The sequence below is a fragment of the Ruegeria arenilitoris genome (assembly GCF_013035315.1).
Lineage (GTDB): Bacteria > Pseudomonadota > Alphaproteobacteria > Rhodobacterales > Rhodobacteraceae > Ruegeria > Ruegeria arenilitoris_D.
This window is the reverse complement of record NZ_WQHP01000003.1, coordinates 350,074-367,047: the sequence shown is the minus strand read 5'-3', so window position 1 is coordinate 367,047 and position 16,974 is coordinate 350,074. Positions and strand designations below refer to the sequence as shown.

The window sequence follows — 16,974 nt, the reverse complement described above, 5'->3', positions numbered from 1 at the left end:
CAAGTTCATGACTTTTCGGACTGTTACGTGGATCAGCACCCGGGTAGCCTGACCGAACACCGTCGCGGAGTCTTCACTTGGAATCCCTGTTTGTACTTGTTGGATTGATTGTCCTCGCCATCCCGGTGGGCGTTGTCGTTCTATTTGTGCTTCACCTGCGCCTGCGCCGCAGGGTCGAGCAACTGGAACAGCGGGTTCTGGAATTGGGCGGTGACGTCCCGGTGGAAGAGGTCACGCCCGAGGCTCCGACACCGCCCGTAGAAAAACCTTCTCCTTGGCCGTCCGTCAAAGCGCCCGAGGATCCACCAGTAGAGGTCGAACCCTCTCCGGTTGTTCCGAAACCGGACCGATTTGCCGCGTTCGGTGGCTGGTTGCGTGAAAACTGGTTCTACGCGGTCTCGGCTCTATCTCTGGCGTTGGCCGGTATTTTCCTTGTGCAATACGGGGTCGAAAGCGGCGTGCTTTCGCCCGCAATGCGCGTCATTGCAGCTTTGGTCTTTGGAGCGGCGCTGATTGGTGCAGGAGAAGTGATCCGGCGCAGGTACGGGGATGATGAATCTTCGGCCACGGCCTATCTGCCATCGGTCTTTTCAGGGGCCGGGCTGGTGGCCCTCTTCGGCGGGCTTTTGGCCGCACGGCAGCTTTATGATCTGATTGGCCCGGAAACGGCGCTTGGTGCGATGATCGCCGTGGCGCTTGTGGGCCTTGTTCTGGGCTGGTTTCACGGGCCTTTGCTGGCCGCAGTCGGTTTGATCGGCGCTTTTGCGGCGCCCTTTGTGGTGGGCGGGGCCTCGAAAGATCCTGACTGGGTTTATGGATATTTCTTTGTGATCGCAGTGCTTGGGCTGGGGATCGATACCGTGCGCCGTTGGGCCTGGATATCCGTTCTGACCCTTGTCGGGGCGTACACCGCCTGCCTGTTACTGGTGCTGTCCGCACCTCGAACTGAGCCAGCCTACCTTGTCATTGTGACTGCGCTGGCGTTGATCGCGATTGCGATCCCGGTACGCAGGCTTTGGCCGGATCATGGCGGACGGATGATGACCGAGGTCATCGCTTTCAAAAAGGGGCTTCAATGGCCCGAGTTTCCGACCCGCCTTGCCTTTGGCGCGGTGGCGGTCAGCTCGGTCATCCTGTCGGTGCACTGGGCGGATTCAGCGGCCGAGTTCTGGTTGGGGATTGTCCTGTTGTCCGGCCTGACACTGGCGTTGATCGTTTGGGCCCATCAGGCGCGTGCGTTGCAGGACGCCACTTTGTTACCTGCCGCCGGTCTGATCTGGTTCGTTTTGGTCCACGGGTTGGATAACGGTGCCGTCGCGCGCCAGTTCGCGGCGACCTATGCTGAAACCGCCGAAGCAGATTATCCCTGGTCCGTGACCCTGTTGGTGGGTTTGGGGGCCGTGATCTCGGCGCTTGCGGCCTGGCGGTCGATTCGAGCAACCAGTCATGCGGCTGCATGGGCTGCGGGGGCCGCGATTTTTGCACCGGGACTGGCCATTGCGCTGGATCTGGGGTGGCACCCAGCCGAGGTTATCGGAGCTTATCCTTGGGCACTGCATGCGATTGCCTTGGCGGTGCTGATGGTCGTTCTGGCCGGGCGGTTTGCCCAGGTCGACGGTGAAAATCGCTTGCGGGCGGCCTTGGTGACCTTGTCCGCCCTGTCCAGCCTGGCTTTTGCCTGCGTGATCGTCCTCAGCTCGGCCGCGTTGACCGTTGCGTTTATTGTTTTGGTCGTCGCTGCCGCCGTTTTGGACCGGCGGTTCAATCTTCCTCCCATGGGATGGTTCATCTGGGTCGGAGTGTTCACGGTGACTATTCGCCTTGTACTGAACCCCGGTCTGGATTGGTCAACAGAAGCGCCTATCGGGGAAATGACGCTGGTTTATGCTGCCGCTGTCGCAGGGTTTCTGGCCGCCTGGATCATCCTTCGCCCGCTGGATCGTCCGGTCGTTGCATTGTTGCTGGAAAGCGCGGCCTGGGCGACCTCAGGTATCCTGCTGTCCCTGCTGTTGCTGCGCTGGCTCGAAGGGTTTGGCGAGGGCGGGGCGCACGACAGTCACTGGGGCCTTGGCCTGTTTTCCGTGATCTGGTTGCTGTTGGCCTGTGCGCAGGTGCGGCGGTTCGAGCTGGGCGGAAAGCTGACCTATGCGCGCTATGGGCTGGCATTGTTCTTTGCCGCGCATGGGTTGGTGCGTCTAGGTCAAGCACTGACCGAGGCGAACCCCCTACTGAATGCCCAAACGGACCCGGTGTTAGGAGTGCCAGTCCTCAACACCCTTGCGATAGCCTACCTTGTCCCTGCGGTCCTTTTGGCCGTATCGGCAGCTTGGTTGCCCGCACTGCATCCACGTTTGCGTCAGGCGTGTTTCGGTTTGGCGGCCGCGGTGGGTGCGGTGTGGTTGGGGCTGACCATTCGCCATGTCTGGCAGGGAGCGGGCGGTATGTATGAGGGCAATGGGGTCTCTCAGCCCGAGCTCTACACCTACACGATGGCGTTGCTGGTGGTCGGCGCTGCGCTGTTTTACCAATCGCTTGCCCAACGGTCCGACCTGATGCGCAAAGCGGGTCTGGTGGTCATTGGGCTGGCCGTAGCCAAGGTGTTCCTGGTCGATATCTCAGGTCTTGGCGGTCTGATCCGGGTGTTCTCGCTGCTTGCACTTGGCCTCGCGCTGGCTGGTCTGGCCTGGCTGAACCGCTGGGCCAAGCTGCGCCATTCGCCGCAGCAGGCGGAACCTCTGGACCATTAGGCGCGGGCGTCCTATAAGCGCGGCCATGTATGACCGGACGGCCATCATTATTCGAATTATATCCCCGGCGCTCTGACCCTCTGAGACGCCGGGCAAAGGTGTTTGAGACTTCGCACCGACCGCTTCGATCCTAGTACGACCAGATCATCCAAAGGACGCCCCCAATGTGCGCCGACACGATCCAGACACCTGATTACAAAGACACGCTGAACCTGCCCAAAACTGACTTTCCCATGCGCGCTGGCCTGCCCAAGCGCGAGCCTGCTTGGCTGGAACGCTGGGAAAAGATCGGCGTCTACGACCGCTTGCGTGAGAAAGAGGGCCGCACGCCCTTTACTCTGCACGATGGTCCCCCCTATGCGAACGGCCACCTGCATATCGGCCACGCGCTGAACAAGACCATCAAGGACATGATCGTGCGGTCTCATCAGATGATGGGCCATGACGCGCGTTACGTGCCGGGTTGGGACTGTCACGGCCTGCCCATCGAATGGAAGATCGAGGAGCAGTACCGCAAGAAGGGCAAGAACAAAGACGAGGTGAACATCGTTGACTTCCGTCAGGAATGCCGAAAGTTCGCTGAAGGCTGGATCGACATCCAGCGCGAAGAGTTCAAGCGTCTGGGCATCACCGGCAACTGGCCCGATCCCTACATCACCATGGACTATCACGCCGAGGCCGTGATCGCCGACGAGTTCATGAAGTTCCTGATGAACGGCACACTCTATCAGGGCTCCAAGCCCGTGATGTGGTCGCCCATCGAGAAAACCGCTCTGGCCGAGGCCGAGGTCGAGTATCACGATAAGGAAAGCTTCACCATCTGGGTGAAGTTCAAGGTCGTGAATGCCGGTGATTTGGATGACGCGTTTGTTGTGATCTGGACGACGACCCCGTGGACCATGCCGTCGAACAAGGCGGTCGTGTATGGCAAGGATATCTCCTACGGCCTATACGAAGTCACCGGCGCGCCTGAGGAATGCTGGGCCAATGTAGGAGACAAATTCCTGCTGGCCGACAATCTGGCCGCCGACGTTCTGGGCCGTGCGCGTCTGAGCGACGATCAGTGGACCCGCGTCCGTGACGTGACCACCGATGAGCTCGAGGGCGTGCAACTGACCCACCCGCTGGCCGGAGCCGAGGGCGGCAATGGCGAATGGGACGACATCCGCGACTTCCGCGCCGCTGAGTTCGTAACTGATACCGAAGGGACCGGTTTCGTCCACTGCGCGCCGTCGCACGGTATGGAAGAATTCGAGCTGTACCGCGATCTGGGCATGCTCGAGCAGGTCATCACCTATAACGTGATGGACGACGGCTCGTTCCGTGCCGATCTGCCGTTCTTTGGTGGCAAATACATCCTGTCCCGCAAAGGTGGCGAGGGTGACGCGAACAAGGCCGTGATCGACAAGCTGGTCGAGGTCGGCGGGCTGTTGGCGCGCGGCAAGATCAAGCACAGCTATCCCCATTCGTGGCGCTCGAAGGCTCCGATCATCTATCGCAACACGCCGCAGTGGTTTGCGTCCGTTGACCGCAAGCTGAACGATGGTATGGGCGAGATGGGCGATACCATCCGCGAACGTGCGCTGCGGTCTATCGATGAACTGGTAAAATGGACGCCACAGACCGGTCGTAACCGTCTGTATTCCATGATCGAAGCGCGCCCGGACTGGGTTCTGTCGCGCCAGCGCGCATGGGGTGTGCCGCTGACCTGCTTTACCAAAAAGGGCGCTCTGCCCACCGACACGGATTACCTGCTGCGCAACGCAGACCTGAACGCCCGCATCAAGGCCGCGTTCGAGAAGGACGGTGCGGATATCTGGTACACCGATGGCTTCAAGGCTCAGGTGCTGGACGGCATCGCCAACCCGGACGACTACGATCAGGTGTTCGACGTGCTCGACGTTTGGTTCGACTCGGGTTCGACCCACGCGTTCGTTCTGCGCGACCGCGAGGATGGCACCGAGGACGGCATCGCCGACGTCTACATGGAAGGCACCGACCAGCACCGTGGGTGGTTCCACTCGTCGATGCTGCAAGCCTGCGGCACCAAGGGCCGCGCGCCGTATCGTAACGTGGTGACCCATGGCTTCACGCTGGATGCCAAAGGCAACAAGATGTCCAAGTCGCTGGGCAACACCATCGTGCCGGAAGAGGTCGTCAAGCAATATGGCGCCGATATTCTGCGTCTTTGGGTGGCCCAGACCGACTATACCGCCGATCAGCGGATTGGGCCGGAAATCCTGAAGGGCACCGCCGACAGCTATCGCCGTCTGCGCAACACCATGCGGTTCATGCTGGGCTCGCTGGCCGACTTCACCGAGGCTGACCGGGTTGATCCGCAAGATATGCCGCGACTGGAACGCTGGGTGCTCAGTCGTTTGGCCGATCTGGATAGCCAAGTCCGCAAGGGCTATGCCGCGTTCGACTTCCAGGGCGTGTTCAGCGCCGTGTTCAACTTTGCCACGGTCGATCTGTCGTCGTTCTATTTCGACGTCCGTAAGGATGCGCTGTATTGCGACGGAGACAACCTGCGCCGCCGCTCGGCCCGCACCGTGTTGGACATCCTATTCCACCGCCTGACCACATGGCTGGCCCCGGTTCTGGTGTTCACCATGGAAGAGGTCTGGCTGGAGCGGTTCCCGGGCGATGACAGCTCGGTCCATCTGGTGGACTTCCCCGACACGCCCGCCGACTGGCGCGACGCCGAGCTTGAGGCCAACATGGCCAAGGTCCGCCGTGTCCGCCGCGCCGTCACCGCCGCGCTTGAGGTGCAGCGTCAGGATAAGGTCATCGGCTCGAGCCTTGAGGCCGCACCGATCGTGCATGTCGACGATGCCGAGACGCGCGACCTGCTGGCGACCTTCGACGTGGATGATATGTGCATCACGTCCGGCCTGACCGTCACCGGCGATCCGGCCCCGGCCGAGGCGTTCCGCGTGCCCGAGATCGAAGGCGTCGCGGTGGTCTTTGAAAAGGCCGACGGTGAGAAATGCCAGCGCTGCTGGAAAATCTTGCCCGACGTCGGGCTGCACGCCCATCCGGGCGTTTGCGGTCGCTGTAACGACGCGTTGGGATAAACAAACAGCCCCCGGCCAGATTGGTCGGGGGTTTTTCGTTCCAAGCTTGCGTGCCGGTCGTCGATCTGAAACGCTGCTTACATGTCGATGATTGCCGTTGAAACTCAGTTTGGCCGCCTTGGGGTTGAAGAAACCGACGGGGCCATCACGCGCCTTGTCTGGAATGGCCGTAACGAAGACCCAACCACGCCGCTGTTGCAAGAGGCTGCCGCCCAGTTGACCGCCTATGATCAGGGGCGACTGGATGCGTTCGACCTGCCGTATCGCGTTGGCGGATCAGAGTTTCAGAGGCGGGTCTGCGACCTGATGTTCGCGATTCCGTTGGGTGAAACGCGAACCTATGGGGACATCGCCAAAGAACTGGGCCAGCCCCCACAACCGGTGGGGCAGGCCTGTGGTGCGAACCCCATTCCCGTGATTATTCCCTGCCACCGGGTACTGTCTGCGACAGGGCTAGGCGGCTTTTCCGGCGAGGGCGGGGTCGAGACCAAAGTGGCCCTTCTGCGCCATGAACGCGCTGCGGGGCTGCTGATCTGAGTGGTGAAAACCGGTTGCAATCCCGCTGATTGAGGCCCAACCTATATCAGTTACTGAATTTGAAGGACCGCATTGCATGACTGCCCATACTGACCCGGCCGCCCGCAAAAAGGCCATCATTGACCGCCTGATGTCGCTGGAAGAACAGGAACTGGCGACTGCGCAAGCGCATTACGACGCATTTCTGAAGGACTCGCAACTGGATGACCGCGAAGGGCATGACAAGGACGATATTGCCGCCTCGCGCGAGAACGCCGATCTGGCGGCGGCGTTTGACGCACCGGTTCACGCCCATCACGCAAAGATCGACGTGATCGAAAACACGGATTTCAGCCTAACGGACCGGGTTCAGCCGGGCGCTGTGGTCAAGTTCAATAACCGCCGTTTTGTCGTTTGCGTTTCCACGACCCGATTTGAGGTTGAAGGCAAGACCTATATGGGAATCTCAACCCAAAGCCCGATCTACCTTGCCATGACGGGTCTGCAGGAAGGTGACGTTTTCACCCATAACGGGACCGAGTTCGAGGTGCAGGAAATCCTGTAGGTGTCAACCTTTGCGCGGCGGGACAATCTGCTGCGCAATTCCGGCCAGCGCCAGATAGAGGCTTGTCACCACCAGCCCCCAATGCGCCCAGCTTTCGGGGTGGAAATCGACCCAGGCAGCCCAACCGGCAAAGAAGGTCCAGGCGAATGCCATGGGCAGCGAGACGTTGCGCCAGCGTTCCGTACGCACCGGATGAATGAACTTGAGCGGCAGGAACATCGCCAGCGACAGCAACGAAACCAGCATCAGGATCACCCAGAAATTCGGCTCGAGCGCGAAGATCACGATGACAAACATGTTCCAACAGCCCGGAAAGCCCGAGAACGAGTTGTCTTTGGTCTTCATCCGCGTATCGGCAAAGTACATGGCGCTGGCGAAGGTGATCACGATGATGGCAAACCACCCAGTCCAGCCGTCCATCAATCCTGATTTGAACAACGCAAAGGCCGGAATGAACACATAGGTCAGATAGTCGATGATCAGGTCCAGCAATACGCCGTCGAATTCCGGGGCGTTCTTTTTGACATGATAGTGGCGCGCAAGTGGGCCATCGATACCATCCACGATGAACGAGATCACAAGCCACAGATACATCAGGCTCCATTTCTCTTCGACGGCGGCCAGCATGGCCAACATCGCGAAAACGGCACCGGTGGCGGTAAACAGATGTACGGAAAGGGCTTTGAGTCTAAGTGTCATTTATGTCTCTTGGACGATGCGCGCTGCAGATGCAAACTAAAAGCCAGCTTGGTGAAAAAACCCTGACGTCACTGTGCGATCCGGGGTCAGGCTTTGGGGTGCGCGCGGTTGTAGACTTCCATCAATCGGGCCGTATCGACGGCCGTGTAAGTCTGGGTTGTGGACAGGGAGGCATGGCCCAGCAATTCCTGAATCGCACGCAGGTCACCGCCGGCCGACAGAAGGTGGGTAGCAAAGCTGTGTCGCATGGCATGCGGAGTTGCGGTCGCAGGCAGACCCAGTTGCATACGTGCCTTGGCCATCACGCCCTGAATTGCTCGTGGGTTGAGGGCACCGCCACGTACGCCACGGAATAGCGCCTTGTCATGGGCTTTCGGATGCGGGCAAAGCTGCAGGTACCGATCCACAGCGGTACGCGCAGCTGGAAGCACCGGGACGATCCGTTCCTTGCCACCTTTGCCGAGAATGCGCAGGCTGTCTGGCAGCGGGGCGTCTGCTCCGGTCAAAGACAGCGCTTCGGAGATGCGCAGGCCGCAGCCATACAAAAGCGTGACAACCGCAACGTCGCGGGCCGCAACCCAATCGTTGGCTGACTGCAGTTCGACCGTGTCGATCATGGCGCGTGCGGCGTCTTCGGCCAATGGACGGGGCAGTTTCTTGGTAAATTTTGGCGCCCGGGTGGACAGGACGGCGGTCGGCTCAAACCCCTGGCGCTCGGCCAGCCAGCGGTAGAAGCTTTTGACCGCCGACAGCTTGCGTGCCAGAGATCGCGCGCCCACACCCGAACTTCGTTGGTCCGCCATCCAGGCACGCATGTCCGAAACAGAAATACGCGCCAGAGCGGCCAGTCCTTGTTGTTCGCTGTGGTGCAGCGTCATAAATGACAGGAATTCAGTGACATCGCCCCGATAGGCGGTTTGAGTGTTTTCTGATCGCCCGGCCAACGCGCTCAGACTGTCCAACCAATGCTGTAACGCGTCGCGGCAGGCAGTAGAGATCAGGCTCACGACAGCCAGTGGCGCATTGAACGTTCGAAAACCCCGGCGAAGAAGGACAGAAGATCTGTACCCAATTGCGGTGAGAAATGATTGCGGTCTTTGGCGCTCATCACGATCATGCCGGGCAGGCGGCCATCGCCCAGATCCAGCCGCAGGCAGGCCTCGGACCGAAGGTGCTCAGCGTTTGGGCCAAAGATGCGATGCGTGGGGTGCAAAATTTCACGCAGTACCACGTCGCGCGCAGGGCCGCTGCGGTCGAAGGTCAGATAGTTGTCCACGAAGCCAGGCTCGACCACGGACAGAACGCCGTCCAGCGTATCGATAGCCGGATCTTCTTGCGTGGCCGTGGATTCAAGCACCAGAGTGATCCGATCGACGCGCAGAATTTCGGCAACGTCCGTGCCGAGCGTGCGCAGGAAATCCTCGAAATCGGCTGGTTCCAGCAGACGGATGATGGCGCGATGCACCTGATTGGTGCCGGCGAGGTTTTCGTAGGCAGCTGCGATGACTGACCGATGAGTGTCTTCCAATCTGTCCAGCCGTTGCTCGAGCCGCTGCATGGCGATGCCGCGCAGGTCGATTACATTGTCCCCGCGCGCCTGTTCGTTAGCTGTAACAAGGGCTTGCATCAGATCCTTGTCGTCCAGCACAGCGTCTGGTTCAGCCAGAATCGCGGCGCGCAGATTATCCTGGAGTTTGGTGTTGCTGCTCATGTCCCGTCCGGTCTTTTTTTGTTGAGGGGCTTATAACATGAGTTGCAAGGTTTTCCTTGGAAAAAATGCACGAAAGCCGGATTTCATTCCGGCTGTGGCCAGGGGCTCCCGCCTGCAAAACCCTGATCAAAGATCAGCGCTTGGCAGTTGGGCCGGGCGCGGCACCTTGCGGTGCCGCGCGGCTGAGTAATGGATCAGAGGATTTTCTGACCAGTCTTGGCCCAGTCAGCCAGGAAAGTTTCCAGGCCCTTGTCGGTCAGCGGGTGGTCGGCCAGCTTTTTGATCACAGCGGGGGGTGCGGTGATCACGTCCGCACCAATGCGGGCGCTGTCCGTCACGTGGTTCACGGTGCGGATCGAGGCGGCAAGGATTTCGGTCTCGAAACCATAGTTGTCATAGACCTGACGGATGTCGGCGATCAGGTCCATGCCGTCGAGGTTGATGTCGTCCAGGCGACCAATGAAGGGTGAGATGAAGGTTGCGCCTGCTTTGGCCGCCAGAATGGCCTGATTGGTCGAGAAGCACAGGGTCACGTTGACCATCTGGCCTTCGTCGCTGAGCGTTTTACAGGTTTTCAGGCCCGCCCATGTCAGCGGCACTTTGACGGCGATGTTCGGTGCGATCTTGGCCAGCTTGCGGCCTTCGGCGATCATGTCGTCGGCCTCGGTGGCGACCACTTCGGCTGAAACCGGGCCGTCGACCAGATCACAGATTTCCTTGGTCACTTCCAGAATGTCGCGACCGGATTTCAGGATCAGCGATGGGTTGGTGGTTACGCCGTCCACCATGCCCAGATCGTTCAGTTCGGCGATGGCGTCGATCTCGGCTGTGTCTACGAAGAATTTCATGAGGGCAGTCCTTTGATGGGTTGGCCTTGGTCGCGGATGCCTTTACCTCAAAGAGACCCATGCTGAAACCCCCTGACCAAGGATATGCGGTGAGCGCTCAGGAGTATTTTGATCAAGGTGAGCTGGTGGCGGTGCTGACAACGCAGCCGCTGGACCGGACGCTCGATTACAAAGCGCCCGAGGGAGGGTGCTTTCTGGGGGCATTTGTCGAGGTGCCGTTGGGTCCGCGCAAGGTTCTGGGTGTTGTCTGGGGACCAGGGCAGGGCGGATTCGATCTGAGTAAGGCCCGGTCTGTGATACGGGTGCTGGAGGTCGCGCCCATGCGCGAAGAGATGCGCGTGTTTCTGGGGAAGGTGGCTGACTATACGCTGACGCCGATGCCTGCGATGTTGCGCTTGGCGACCCGCGCGCCGGGCTTGGGTGATCCGCCGTCAATGCGCAAGATCTATCGTCTGGGCGAGGCGCAGCCGGATCGTATGACCGATGCGCGAACCCGAGTGTTGGAAGTTTTGCGCGACTACGGTGGATTGGCGTTCACGCTGAAGGAATTGGCCGAGCAGGCGGGAGTAACCTCCTCCGTTATCAAAGGGTTGGTCAAGCAGGGCGCGGTGCGCGAGGAGGACAGCCCACGCGATCTGCCCTACCCGCATCTGGACCCAAATCTGCCTGGCAAGGAGTTGACCGACGATCAGGCAGCGGCGGTTGCGCGGCTGCAGGCAGGGCAACGCACGGGTGACTACGGCACGACATTGCTGAAAGGGGTGACGGGCTCTGGCAAGACCGAAGTGTACCTTGAGGCCGTGGCCGAAGCGTTGCGCATGGGACGACAAGCGCTAGTGCTTTTGCCAGAGATCGCCCTGACGGCCGAGTTCCTGACGCGGGTTGAGGCTCGGTTTGGCGCGCGCCCTGCCGAATGGCACTCGGGTGCGACCATGACCGAGCGTCGGCGGGTCTGGCGGATGGTGGGGCAGGGCGATGCGCAGCTGGTCGTCGGTGCGCGCTCGGCTCTGTTTCTGCCGTTTCGCGATCTTGGCCTGGTAGTGGTCGATGAAGAGCACGACACCTCTTACAAGCAAGAAGACGGGGTACATTACAGTGCGCGCGACATGGCTGTTCTTCGGTCGGCAATTTGTGGCGCGCGGGTGATTCTGGCCAGTGCGACTCCGTCGCTGGAAAGCTGGGCCAATGCCGAGGCTGGCAAGTACGAGCGGGTTGATCTGACCTCGCGCTTTGGCGCGGCAGTGCTGCCGGAAATGAAGCCGATAGACATGCGCGCCGAACAGATGCAGCCGGGAACCTGGATTTCGCCGTCCCTGCGACAAGCGGTACGGCAGCGGATCGAAAGGAGTGAACAGTCGCTGCTGTTCATCAATCGCCGCGGCTATGCTCCGGTGACTTTGTGCCGGGCCTGTGGGGAACAGATTGCCTGCGATCATTGCGATGCGCGGATGGTTGAACACCGGTTCCTGAAACGCCTGATGTGCCACCAATGCGGGGAAACCAAACCGATGCCCGAGGCCTGCCCCTCCTGTGGGGTCGAGGGCAAACTGGCCCCGGTCGGGCCGGGGATCGAGCGATTGGCCGAAGAGGCTGAGGCGACTTTCCCCGAGGCGAAGATCGCGATGCTGAGTTCCGATTTGTTCGGATCGGCGCGCGCGTTGAAAGCCAAGATCGAAGAGATTGCCGAAGGCGATGCGGATATCATCATCGGCACGCAACTGGTTGCCAAGGGGCATAACTTTCCCAAGCTGACTTTGGTTGGTGTGATCGACGCAGACCTAAGCCTACATGGAGCCGATTTGCGCGCCGCCGAGCGGACTTTTCAACTGATGCGGCAGGTGGCAGGCCGGGCTGGGCGGGCCGACAAGCCGGGGCAGGCCTTGTTGCAGACATTTCAGCCGGAACACCCCGTGATCCGCGCTATTCTGTCAGGCGACGAAGAGGGTTTCTGGAAGGCCGAAGCCGCCGGGCGGCAGGCCGCAGGCGTTCCGCCTTACGGTCGAATGGCCGGGATCGTCTTGTCGGGGCCCGAAGTGGGGCCTGTCTTTGATCTGGGCAACGCTATGGCTCGCAATGATGCGCCTCTGCGCGAGGTCGGCGCGCAGGTGTTCGGGCCAGCCCCGGCACCCATCGCGCGCATTCGCGGGCGTCATCGGGTACGCTTGCTGGTCAAAGCCCCGAAAGGCGCACCCATTCAGGACGCAATCGCTCGTTGGATAGCGCCATTGCGCCTGAAGGGCGACCTGCGCCTGACGGTGGATATTGATCCGCAAAACTTCTACTGACCTCTGCATCAACGCAGGGTGACTGTGCGCGGGTGGCTTCCCTCTCGCCAAACCAAAAAAATGGGCGTAGAGGAGTCCCATGCTGAAACCAATGCCCCTGTCCGAGGCACAGAGCCTTCCGTTCTGGCGCCGTCCTGTGACCCTCTTGTTCATGATGGCGCTGACCATGCCCATTGCGTTCAACGGGTGGAGCGCGCTGCTGAACAACTTCGTTATCGAGGTGGCGAATTTTGACGGGGCCGATATTGGCTTGTTGCACACGGTTCGGGAGATCCCCGGTTTCCTGGCTGTTGGCGTGATCGCGGTCATCATTTTTGTGCGCGAGCAGGTGCTGGCGATGATTTCGCTGATGATGCTGGGCGTCGCAACGGCGGTGACCGCCTGGTTCCCAAGTCTGGGTGGATTGCTGTTTGTTACGCTCTTTAGCTCGATCGGGTTCCACTACTACGAAACGGTGAACCAGTCGCTTCAATTGCAATGGCTGCCCAAGGATCGTGCGCCCCAGGTGCTGGGATGGCTTGTGGCCATGGGCTCGGCAGCTACGGCAGTGGTTTATGGATTGATCGTTCTGACTTGGGACCGGTTTGACCTGTCCTACAATACCGTTTTCATGGCCGCAGGGGGCGTGACCGCGCTGCTGGCGCTGTTCTGCCTGCTGGCCTACCCGCAATTCGATGCACCAACGCCACAGACCAAAAAGCTGGTGCTGCGCAAACGGTACTGGCTGTATTACGCGCTGCAGTTCATGGCCGGGGCACGCAGGCAGATCTTTGTGGTTTTTGCAGGCTTCATGATGGTTGAGAAATTCGGCTTTGAAGTGCATGAGCTGACCAGTCTCTATTTGATCAACCTTGTGATCAACATGGCCGCGGCCCCGATGCTGGGTAAAGCAGTGGCTGTGTTCGGAGAGCGGAGGACCCTGATCTTCGAATATGCCGGTTTGGCCATCGTCTTTGCGGCCTACGGCGGGATTTACTGGTTTGGCTGGGGCGTAGTTCTGGCGGCGATCCTGTATGTGATCGACCATGTTCTGTTTGCATTGGCGCTGGCTCTGAAAACTTATTTCCAGAAAATCGCGGACCCGGCCGACATTGCACCGACTGCGGCGGTCGCTTTCACCATCAACCACATTGCCGCTGTGTTCCTGCCCGCGCTTCTCGGCCTGCTTTGGGTCGTTTCGCCCGGAGCGGTTTTTGCATTGGCTGCCGCAATGGCGATGATTTCTCTGTTGTTGTCACTGCTGATCCCTCGACACCCTGAGCCGGGCAATGAGACGATCCTGGCGAAATACGCGCCTGCGCCCGCCGAATAAGCGCCGATACTTGACCTTGGCGGGCCATCGCCATAGGCGCTGTGTCAACTGATACAGGAGGCCCCCATGCCCACATTCACCGCGCTGACCACTCTGACCGGTAAGAAAGCTGCCGAAGGGCTGGGCGAAGCCATGGAGCGCCTTGAGCCGGAACCCACTGGCGTTGGCGTGTTTGAAGTCGAGGACGGCTCGGGTCTGTGGGAGGTCGGCGGCTATTTCACCGAGACTCCGGACGAAACCGCGCTGGCCGTTTTGGCCGCCGCGTTCGAGGCCAAACCGTTTGTGGTCTCGGTACTGCCCGAAACCGATTGGGTTGCCCATGTACGCCGCGAGCTGGCCCCCGTCGAGGCCGGGCGGTTCTTTGTCTACGGCAGCCACGACGCAGACAAGCTGCCGGAAGGGCGCATCCCGCTGCTGATCGAGGCTGCAATGGCCTTTGGCACCGGCCACCACGGCACCACACTGGGCTGCCTGAAGGCGCTGGACCATCTGCTGAACCAAGGGTTCACGGCCAGCAAAGTGGCCGATATCGGTTGCGGAACGGCCGTTTTGGCCATGGCCGCCGCGCGGGTTTGGGACGGCGACATTATCGCCAGTGACATTGACGAAGTGGCCGTTGACGTGGCCGAAGCCAACCTGAAGGCCAACGGGATGGCTGGTCAGGTCCGTTGTGTCGAAGCGGCAGGGTTCGATCACCCCGAACTGAAGGCCCTTGCGCCCTATGATCTGATTTTCGCCAACATCCTCAAGGGTCCGCTGGTGGCTCTGTCCCCGGAAATCGCCGCGAATCTGCGAGTCGGTGGATACGCCATCCTGTCGGGAATCCTTAACGAGCAGGCCGATGATGTGGTTTCCGTTTATTTGCAAAACGGGTTCAATCTGGACAAAACCAACCAGATTGGTGAATGGACGACGCTAATATTAAGCAAACAGGGCTAAATCTGGACCATTTGCAGGAGCTTTCTAGTGTTTTGCCTCGATTTTGTCGCATTCTGTTTCTACCGTCTTAACGTGGAATCGGGGGCGGTTTGTGGAGGCTGCCATGACGGGAAAACAACTAGAGTTTGATCAGCGCGTTCATCGTCTGAACAAAAAGCACGCCAAGCTGAGCCGTGGATACCGCGCGACCATGCGCAAGGACGGGCTTGTTGTGATGAAACCGCAGCGGGTGAAATCTGCTTTGCCTGCCAAGGTTCTGGTGATGTGTCTGCTCGGCTTGTTTGCGTTCAAGACGTTCTTGCTGACCAGCTTGGGCACTTCCGGCTATCAGTACAGGGTCGACGCTTTGGCCGAGGGTACTTCGGTGGAAAAGGCCGGGGCCTGGGTGATGCAGATTGATCCGGTGTCGCAACTGCTTGCGGAACAACTGAACAAGCTTTTGCCCTGACAATTGGTCATTTGAATCAGAAACGCCGCGCATGAACTTGCGCGGCGTTCTGTTTTGCCCCCCGAGGGAGATAAGGGGCATATGAGTGGTGGGGTGTGCTAAACCTTAGCGACGACCTTCAGCCACGACGTCAATATCGCCACGGCACAGTCCGATATCTTCCAGTTCGCGATCCGTCAGACCGCTCAGCGCGTTGCGGGTGACGCGGGCGTCGTTCCATTCGATAACGGCGTTTACGGCCGAAGCGAATGTTGCGCCGATACGGCCAACGAGGCCGAACGAGCCAGTGGTGGTGCGGGTGGTGTCCAGTGCAGCCATATCCTGTTTCCTTCTGGTTTAAGTTAACGTTTGATCGTCTGATCTGAGCGGCATCTAGTGCTGCCAAATCGGCTATGCAAGTGCGGAATTTGCAACTGTCCTATGCAATTTTTGCAGAGCTTGAATTTCATGAAAGTCCCTTAATTTATTGGTCATTTTCGCCTCATGAAACGTGTCGATTTCAGACTTTTCGCTGTCGCAAACGGGCCGATCTGTCGCCCTTGAAACAGGTCTGTCGTTTTTGAGCGCTGGCGCAATTCGCTTGGAAAATGTTCACGCTTCGTGCTAATTCGAAAGAAAGATCACAAAAACCCGAGCAGGCCGAGGCGAAACATGCGGATTTTGGGCATTGATCCGGGGCTCAGGACCCTGGGATGGGGCGTCATCGAATCGCATGGCAGCCGCCTGAGCCACGTTGCCAACGGGTTATGCAAGTCAGATGGGGACGATCTGGGTGAGCGATTGTTGTCGCTTCATAACCAGATTGTCGAGGTCATAGCCGAGCATCAGCCGGATCAGGCGGCCATCGAACAGACCTTCGTCAACAAGGACGGGGCCGGGACGTTGAAACTCGGCCAGGCCCGTGGCGTGGCGTTGCTGACATTGGCGCAGGCAGGGCTGCCTGTAGGGGAGTACGCACCCAACCGGGTCAAAAAGACGGTGGTGGGCGTTGGGCATGCTGAAAAAGAGCAGGTTCTTCATATGGTCAAACTGCAACTGCCGGGCTGCCAGCCCAAAGGGGCGGATGCGGCAGATGCGCTGGCGATAGCCATCTGTCATTCCTATTACGGCACAGCGCCACAGGCGCGCTTGAAAGAGGTACGGGCATGATCGGAAAGCTGACAGGGCGCCTGGACTATCGCGCGGCGGATCACGTTCTGATCGACGTGAGGGGGGTTGGCTACATCGTCTACTGTTCGGACCGGACCATGGCGGCACTGCCGGGTGTGGGCGAGGCCGTCTCGATCTACACCGACATGGTTGTGCGCGAAGATCTGATGCAGCTGTATGGGTTCCTTTCGCTGGTCGAAAAGGAATGGCACCGGTTGCTTTGCTCGGTTCAGGGCGTCGGGGCCAAGGTCTCTCTGGCCATCCTGTCAGCGCTGGGACCGGACGGGGTCAGCCGCGCGATTGCCTTGGGGGACTGGGGCGCAGTCAAAGCAGCCAAGGGCGTCGGGCCCAAAACGGCGCAGCGGATCGTGTTGGACCTCAAGGACAAGGCGCCCGGCGTGATGGCGATGGGCGGTACGGTGACCGAGGCGACGGATGGCCCCGAGTTAGAAGTTGTTGAGCACGTCGAAGCGACACCCGCACCGAAACGGACGGTCAAACCAGCCTCGGGTTCTGCCGCCGCGTCGGCGGGTGCGTTGTCGGCGCTGTCCAATCTGGGATATGGCCCGTCCGAGGCGGCCTCGGCCGTTGCTGAAGCGGCTGCCAACCTGCCCGAGGCGGGCGAGGCCGAGTTGATCCGGGCCGCGCTCAAGCTGTTGGCACCGAAAGGGTAGATGA

15 protein-coding genes are annotated in these 16,974 nt (G+C 60.0%); 10 read left to right on the top strand and 5 right to left on the bottom strand.

The window, feature by feature from the left end:
• Positions 1 to 77: 77 nt before the first annotated feature.
• The 4 genes from GOV53_RS09130 to GOV53_RS09115 all read left to right on the top strand — a co-directional run bounded on the left by GOV53_RS09130 (position 78) and on the right by GOV53_RS09115 (position 6,905).
• A complete protein-coding gene (locus GOV53_RS09130; protein ID WP_170465593.1) occupies positions 78 to 2,747 on the top strand; it encodes a DUF2339 domain-containing protein in 2,670 nt (889 codons plus the stop codon).
• A 164-nt stretch (positions 2,748 to 2,911) separates the two neighbouring features.
• The gene (ileS, locus tag GOV53_RS09125) at positions 2,912 to 5,824 is read left to right on the top strand and encodes an isoleucine--tRNA ligase (RefSeq protein WP_170465592.1); all 2,913 of its coding nucleotides are present in this window, start codon (positions 2,912 to 2,914) and stop codon (positions 5,822 to 5,824) included.
• 81 nt (positions 5,825 to 5,905) lie between these two features.
• A complete protein-coding gene (locus GOV53_RS09120; RefSeq protein ID WP_170465590.1) occupies positions 5,906 to 6,361 on the top strand; it encodes a methylated-DNA--[protein]-cysteine S-methyltransferase in 456 nt (151 codons plus the stop codon).
• 76 nt (positions 6,362 to 6,437) lie between these two features.
• Entirely contained in the window at positions 6,438 to 6,905 is a 468-nt protein-coding gene (locus GOV53_RS09115; protein ID WP_170465588.1) for a hypothetical protein, read from the top strand.
• Positions 6,906 to 6,908: 3 nt separating this feature from the next.
• Here the strand turns inward: GOV53_RS09115 and GOV53_RS09110 are convergent, their stop codons facing one another.
• From GOV53_RS09110 to fsa, 4 genes are all read right to left on the bottom strand, one after another.
• Positions 6,909 to 7,604, bottom strand: a complete 696-nt coding sequence (locus tag GOV53_RS09110; RefSeq protein WP_170426733.1) for a CDP-alcohol phosphatidyltransferase family protein — start codon at positions 7,602 to 7,604, stop codon at positions 6,909 to 6,911.
• An 86-nt stretch (positions 7,605 to 7,690) separates the two neighbouring features.
• The gene (locus tag GOV53_RS09105; RefSeq protein WP_170465586.1) at positions 7,691 to 8,611 is read right to left on the bottom strand and encodes a tyrosine recombinase XerC; all 921 of its coding nucleotides are present in this window, start codon (positions 8,609 to 8,611) and stop codon (positions 7,691 to 7,693) included.
• Positions 8,608 to 9,315 carry a DUF484 family protein gene (locus GOV53_RS09100; protein ID WP_170426731.1) on the bottom strand — a complete coding sequence of 236 codons (708 nt, stop codon included), beginning with the start codon at positions 9,313 to 9,315 and terminating at the stop codon, positions 8,608 to 8,610. Before GOV53_RS09100 ends, GOV53_RS09105 begins: the two co-directional genes overlap by 4 nt.
• Before the next feature lie 194 nt (positions 9,316 to 9,509).
• Positions 9,510 to 10,163 carry a fructose-6-phosphate aldolase gene (gene fsa / locus GOV53_RS09095; protein WP_152457215.1) on the bottom strand — a complete coding sequence of 218 codons (654 nt, stop codon included), beginning with the start codon at positions 10,161 to 10,163 and terminating at the stop codon, positions 9,510 to 9,512.
• Between the two features lie 59 nt (positions 10,164 to 10,222).
• Here fsa and GOV53_RS09090 point away from each other — a divergent pair, with 59 nt between their 5' ends.
• From GOV53_RS09090 to GOV53_RS09075, 4 genes are all read left to right on the top strand, one after another.
• A complete protein-coding gene (locus tag GOV53_RS09090; RefSeq protein ID WP_174823387.1) occupies positions 10,223 to 12,448 on the top strand; it encodes a primosomal protein N' in 2,226 nt (741 codons plus the stop codon).
• A 79-nt stretch (positions 12,449 to 12,527) separates the two neighbouring features.
• Positions 12,528 to 13,760 carry an MFS transporter gene (locus GOV53_RS09085; protein ID WP_170465584.1) on the top strand — a complete coding sequence of 411 codons (1,233 nt, stop codon included), beginning with the start codon at positions 12,528 to 12,530 and terminating at the stop codon, positions 13,758 to 13,760.
• A gap of 66 nt (positions 13,761 to 13,826) precedes the next feature.
• Entirely contained in the window at positions 13,827 to 14,699 is an 873-nt protein-coding gene (locus GOV53_RS09080) for a 50S ribosomal protein L11 methyltransferase (protein WP_170465582.1), read from the top strand.
• A 103-nt stretch (positions 14,700 to 14,802) separates the two neighbouring features.
• Positions 14,803 to 15,147, top strand: a complete 345-nt coding sequence (locus GOV53_RS09075) for a hypothetical protein (protein WP_170426728.1) — start codon at positions 14,803 to 14,805, stop codon at positions 15,145 to 15,147.
• A gap of 105 nt (positions 15,148 to 15,252) precedes the next feature.
• Here GOV53_RS09075 and GOV53_RS09070 read toward each other — a convergent pair whose 3' ends face one another.
• Complete coding sequence (locus tag GOV53_RS09070) at positions 15,253 to 15,465, bottom strand: DUF1127 domain-containing protein (protein WP_170426727.1); 213 nt, start codon at positions 15,463 to 15,465, stop codon at positions 15,253 to 15,255.
• A 333-nt stretch (positions 15,466 to 15,798) separates the two neighbouring features.
• On the opposite strand from GOV53_RS09070, the gene ruvC reads away from it, so the two are divergent.
• Positions 15,799 to 16,296: a crossover junction endodeoxyribonuclease RuvC gene (gene ruvC / locus GOV53_RS09065; protein WP_170426726.1), complete on the top strand. Its 498-nt coding sequence runs from the start codon at positions 15,799 to 15,801 to the stop codon at positions 16,294 to 16,296.
• Positions 16,293 to 16,970 (top strand): Holliday junction branch migration protein RuvA, encoded by a 678-nt coding sequence (gene ruvA, locus GOV53_RS09060; protein WP_170426725.1) that lies wholly within the window; start codon positions 16,293 to 16,295, stop codon positions 16,968 to 16,970. Before ruvC ends, ruvA begins: the two co-directional genes overlap by 4 nt.
• Positions 16,971 to 16,974: the final 4 nt, after the last annotated feature.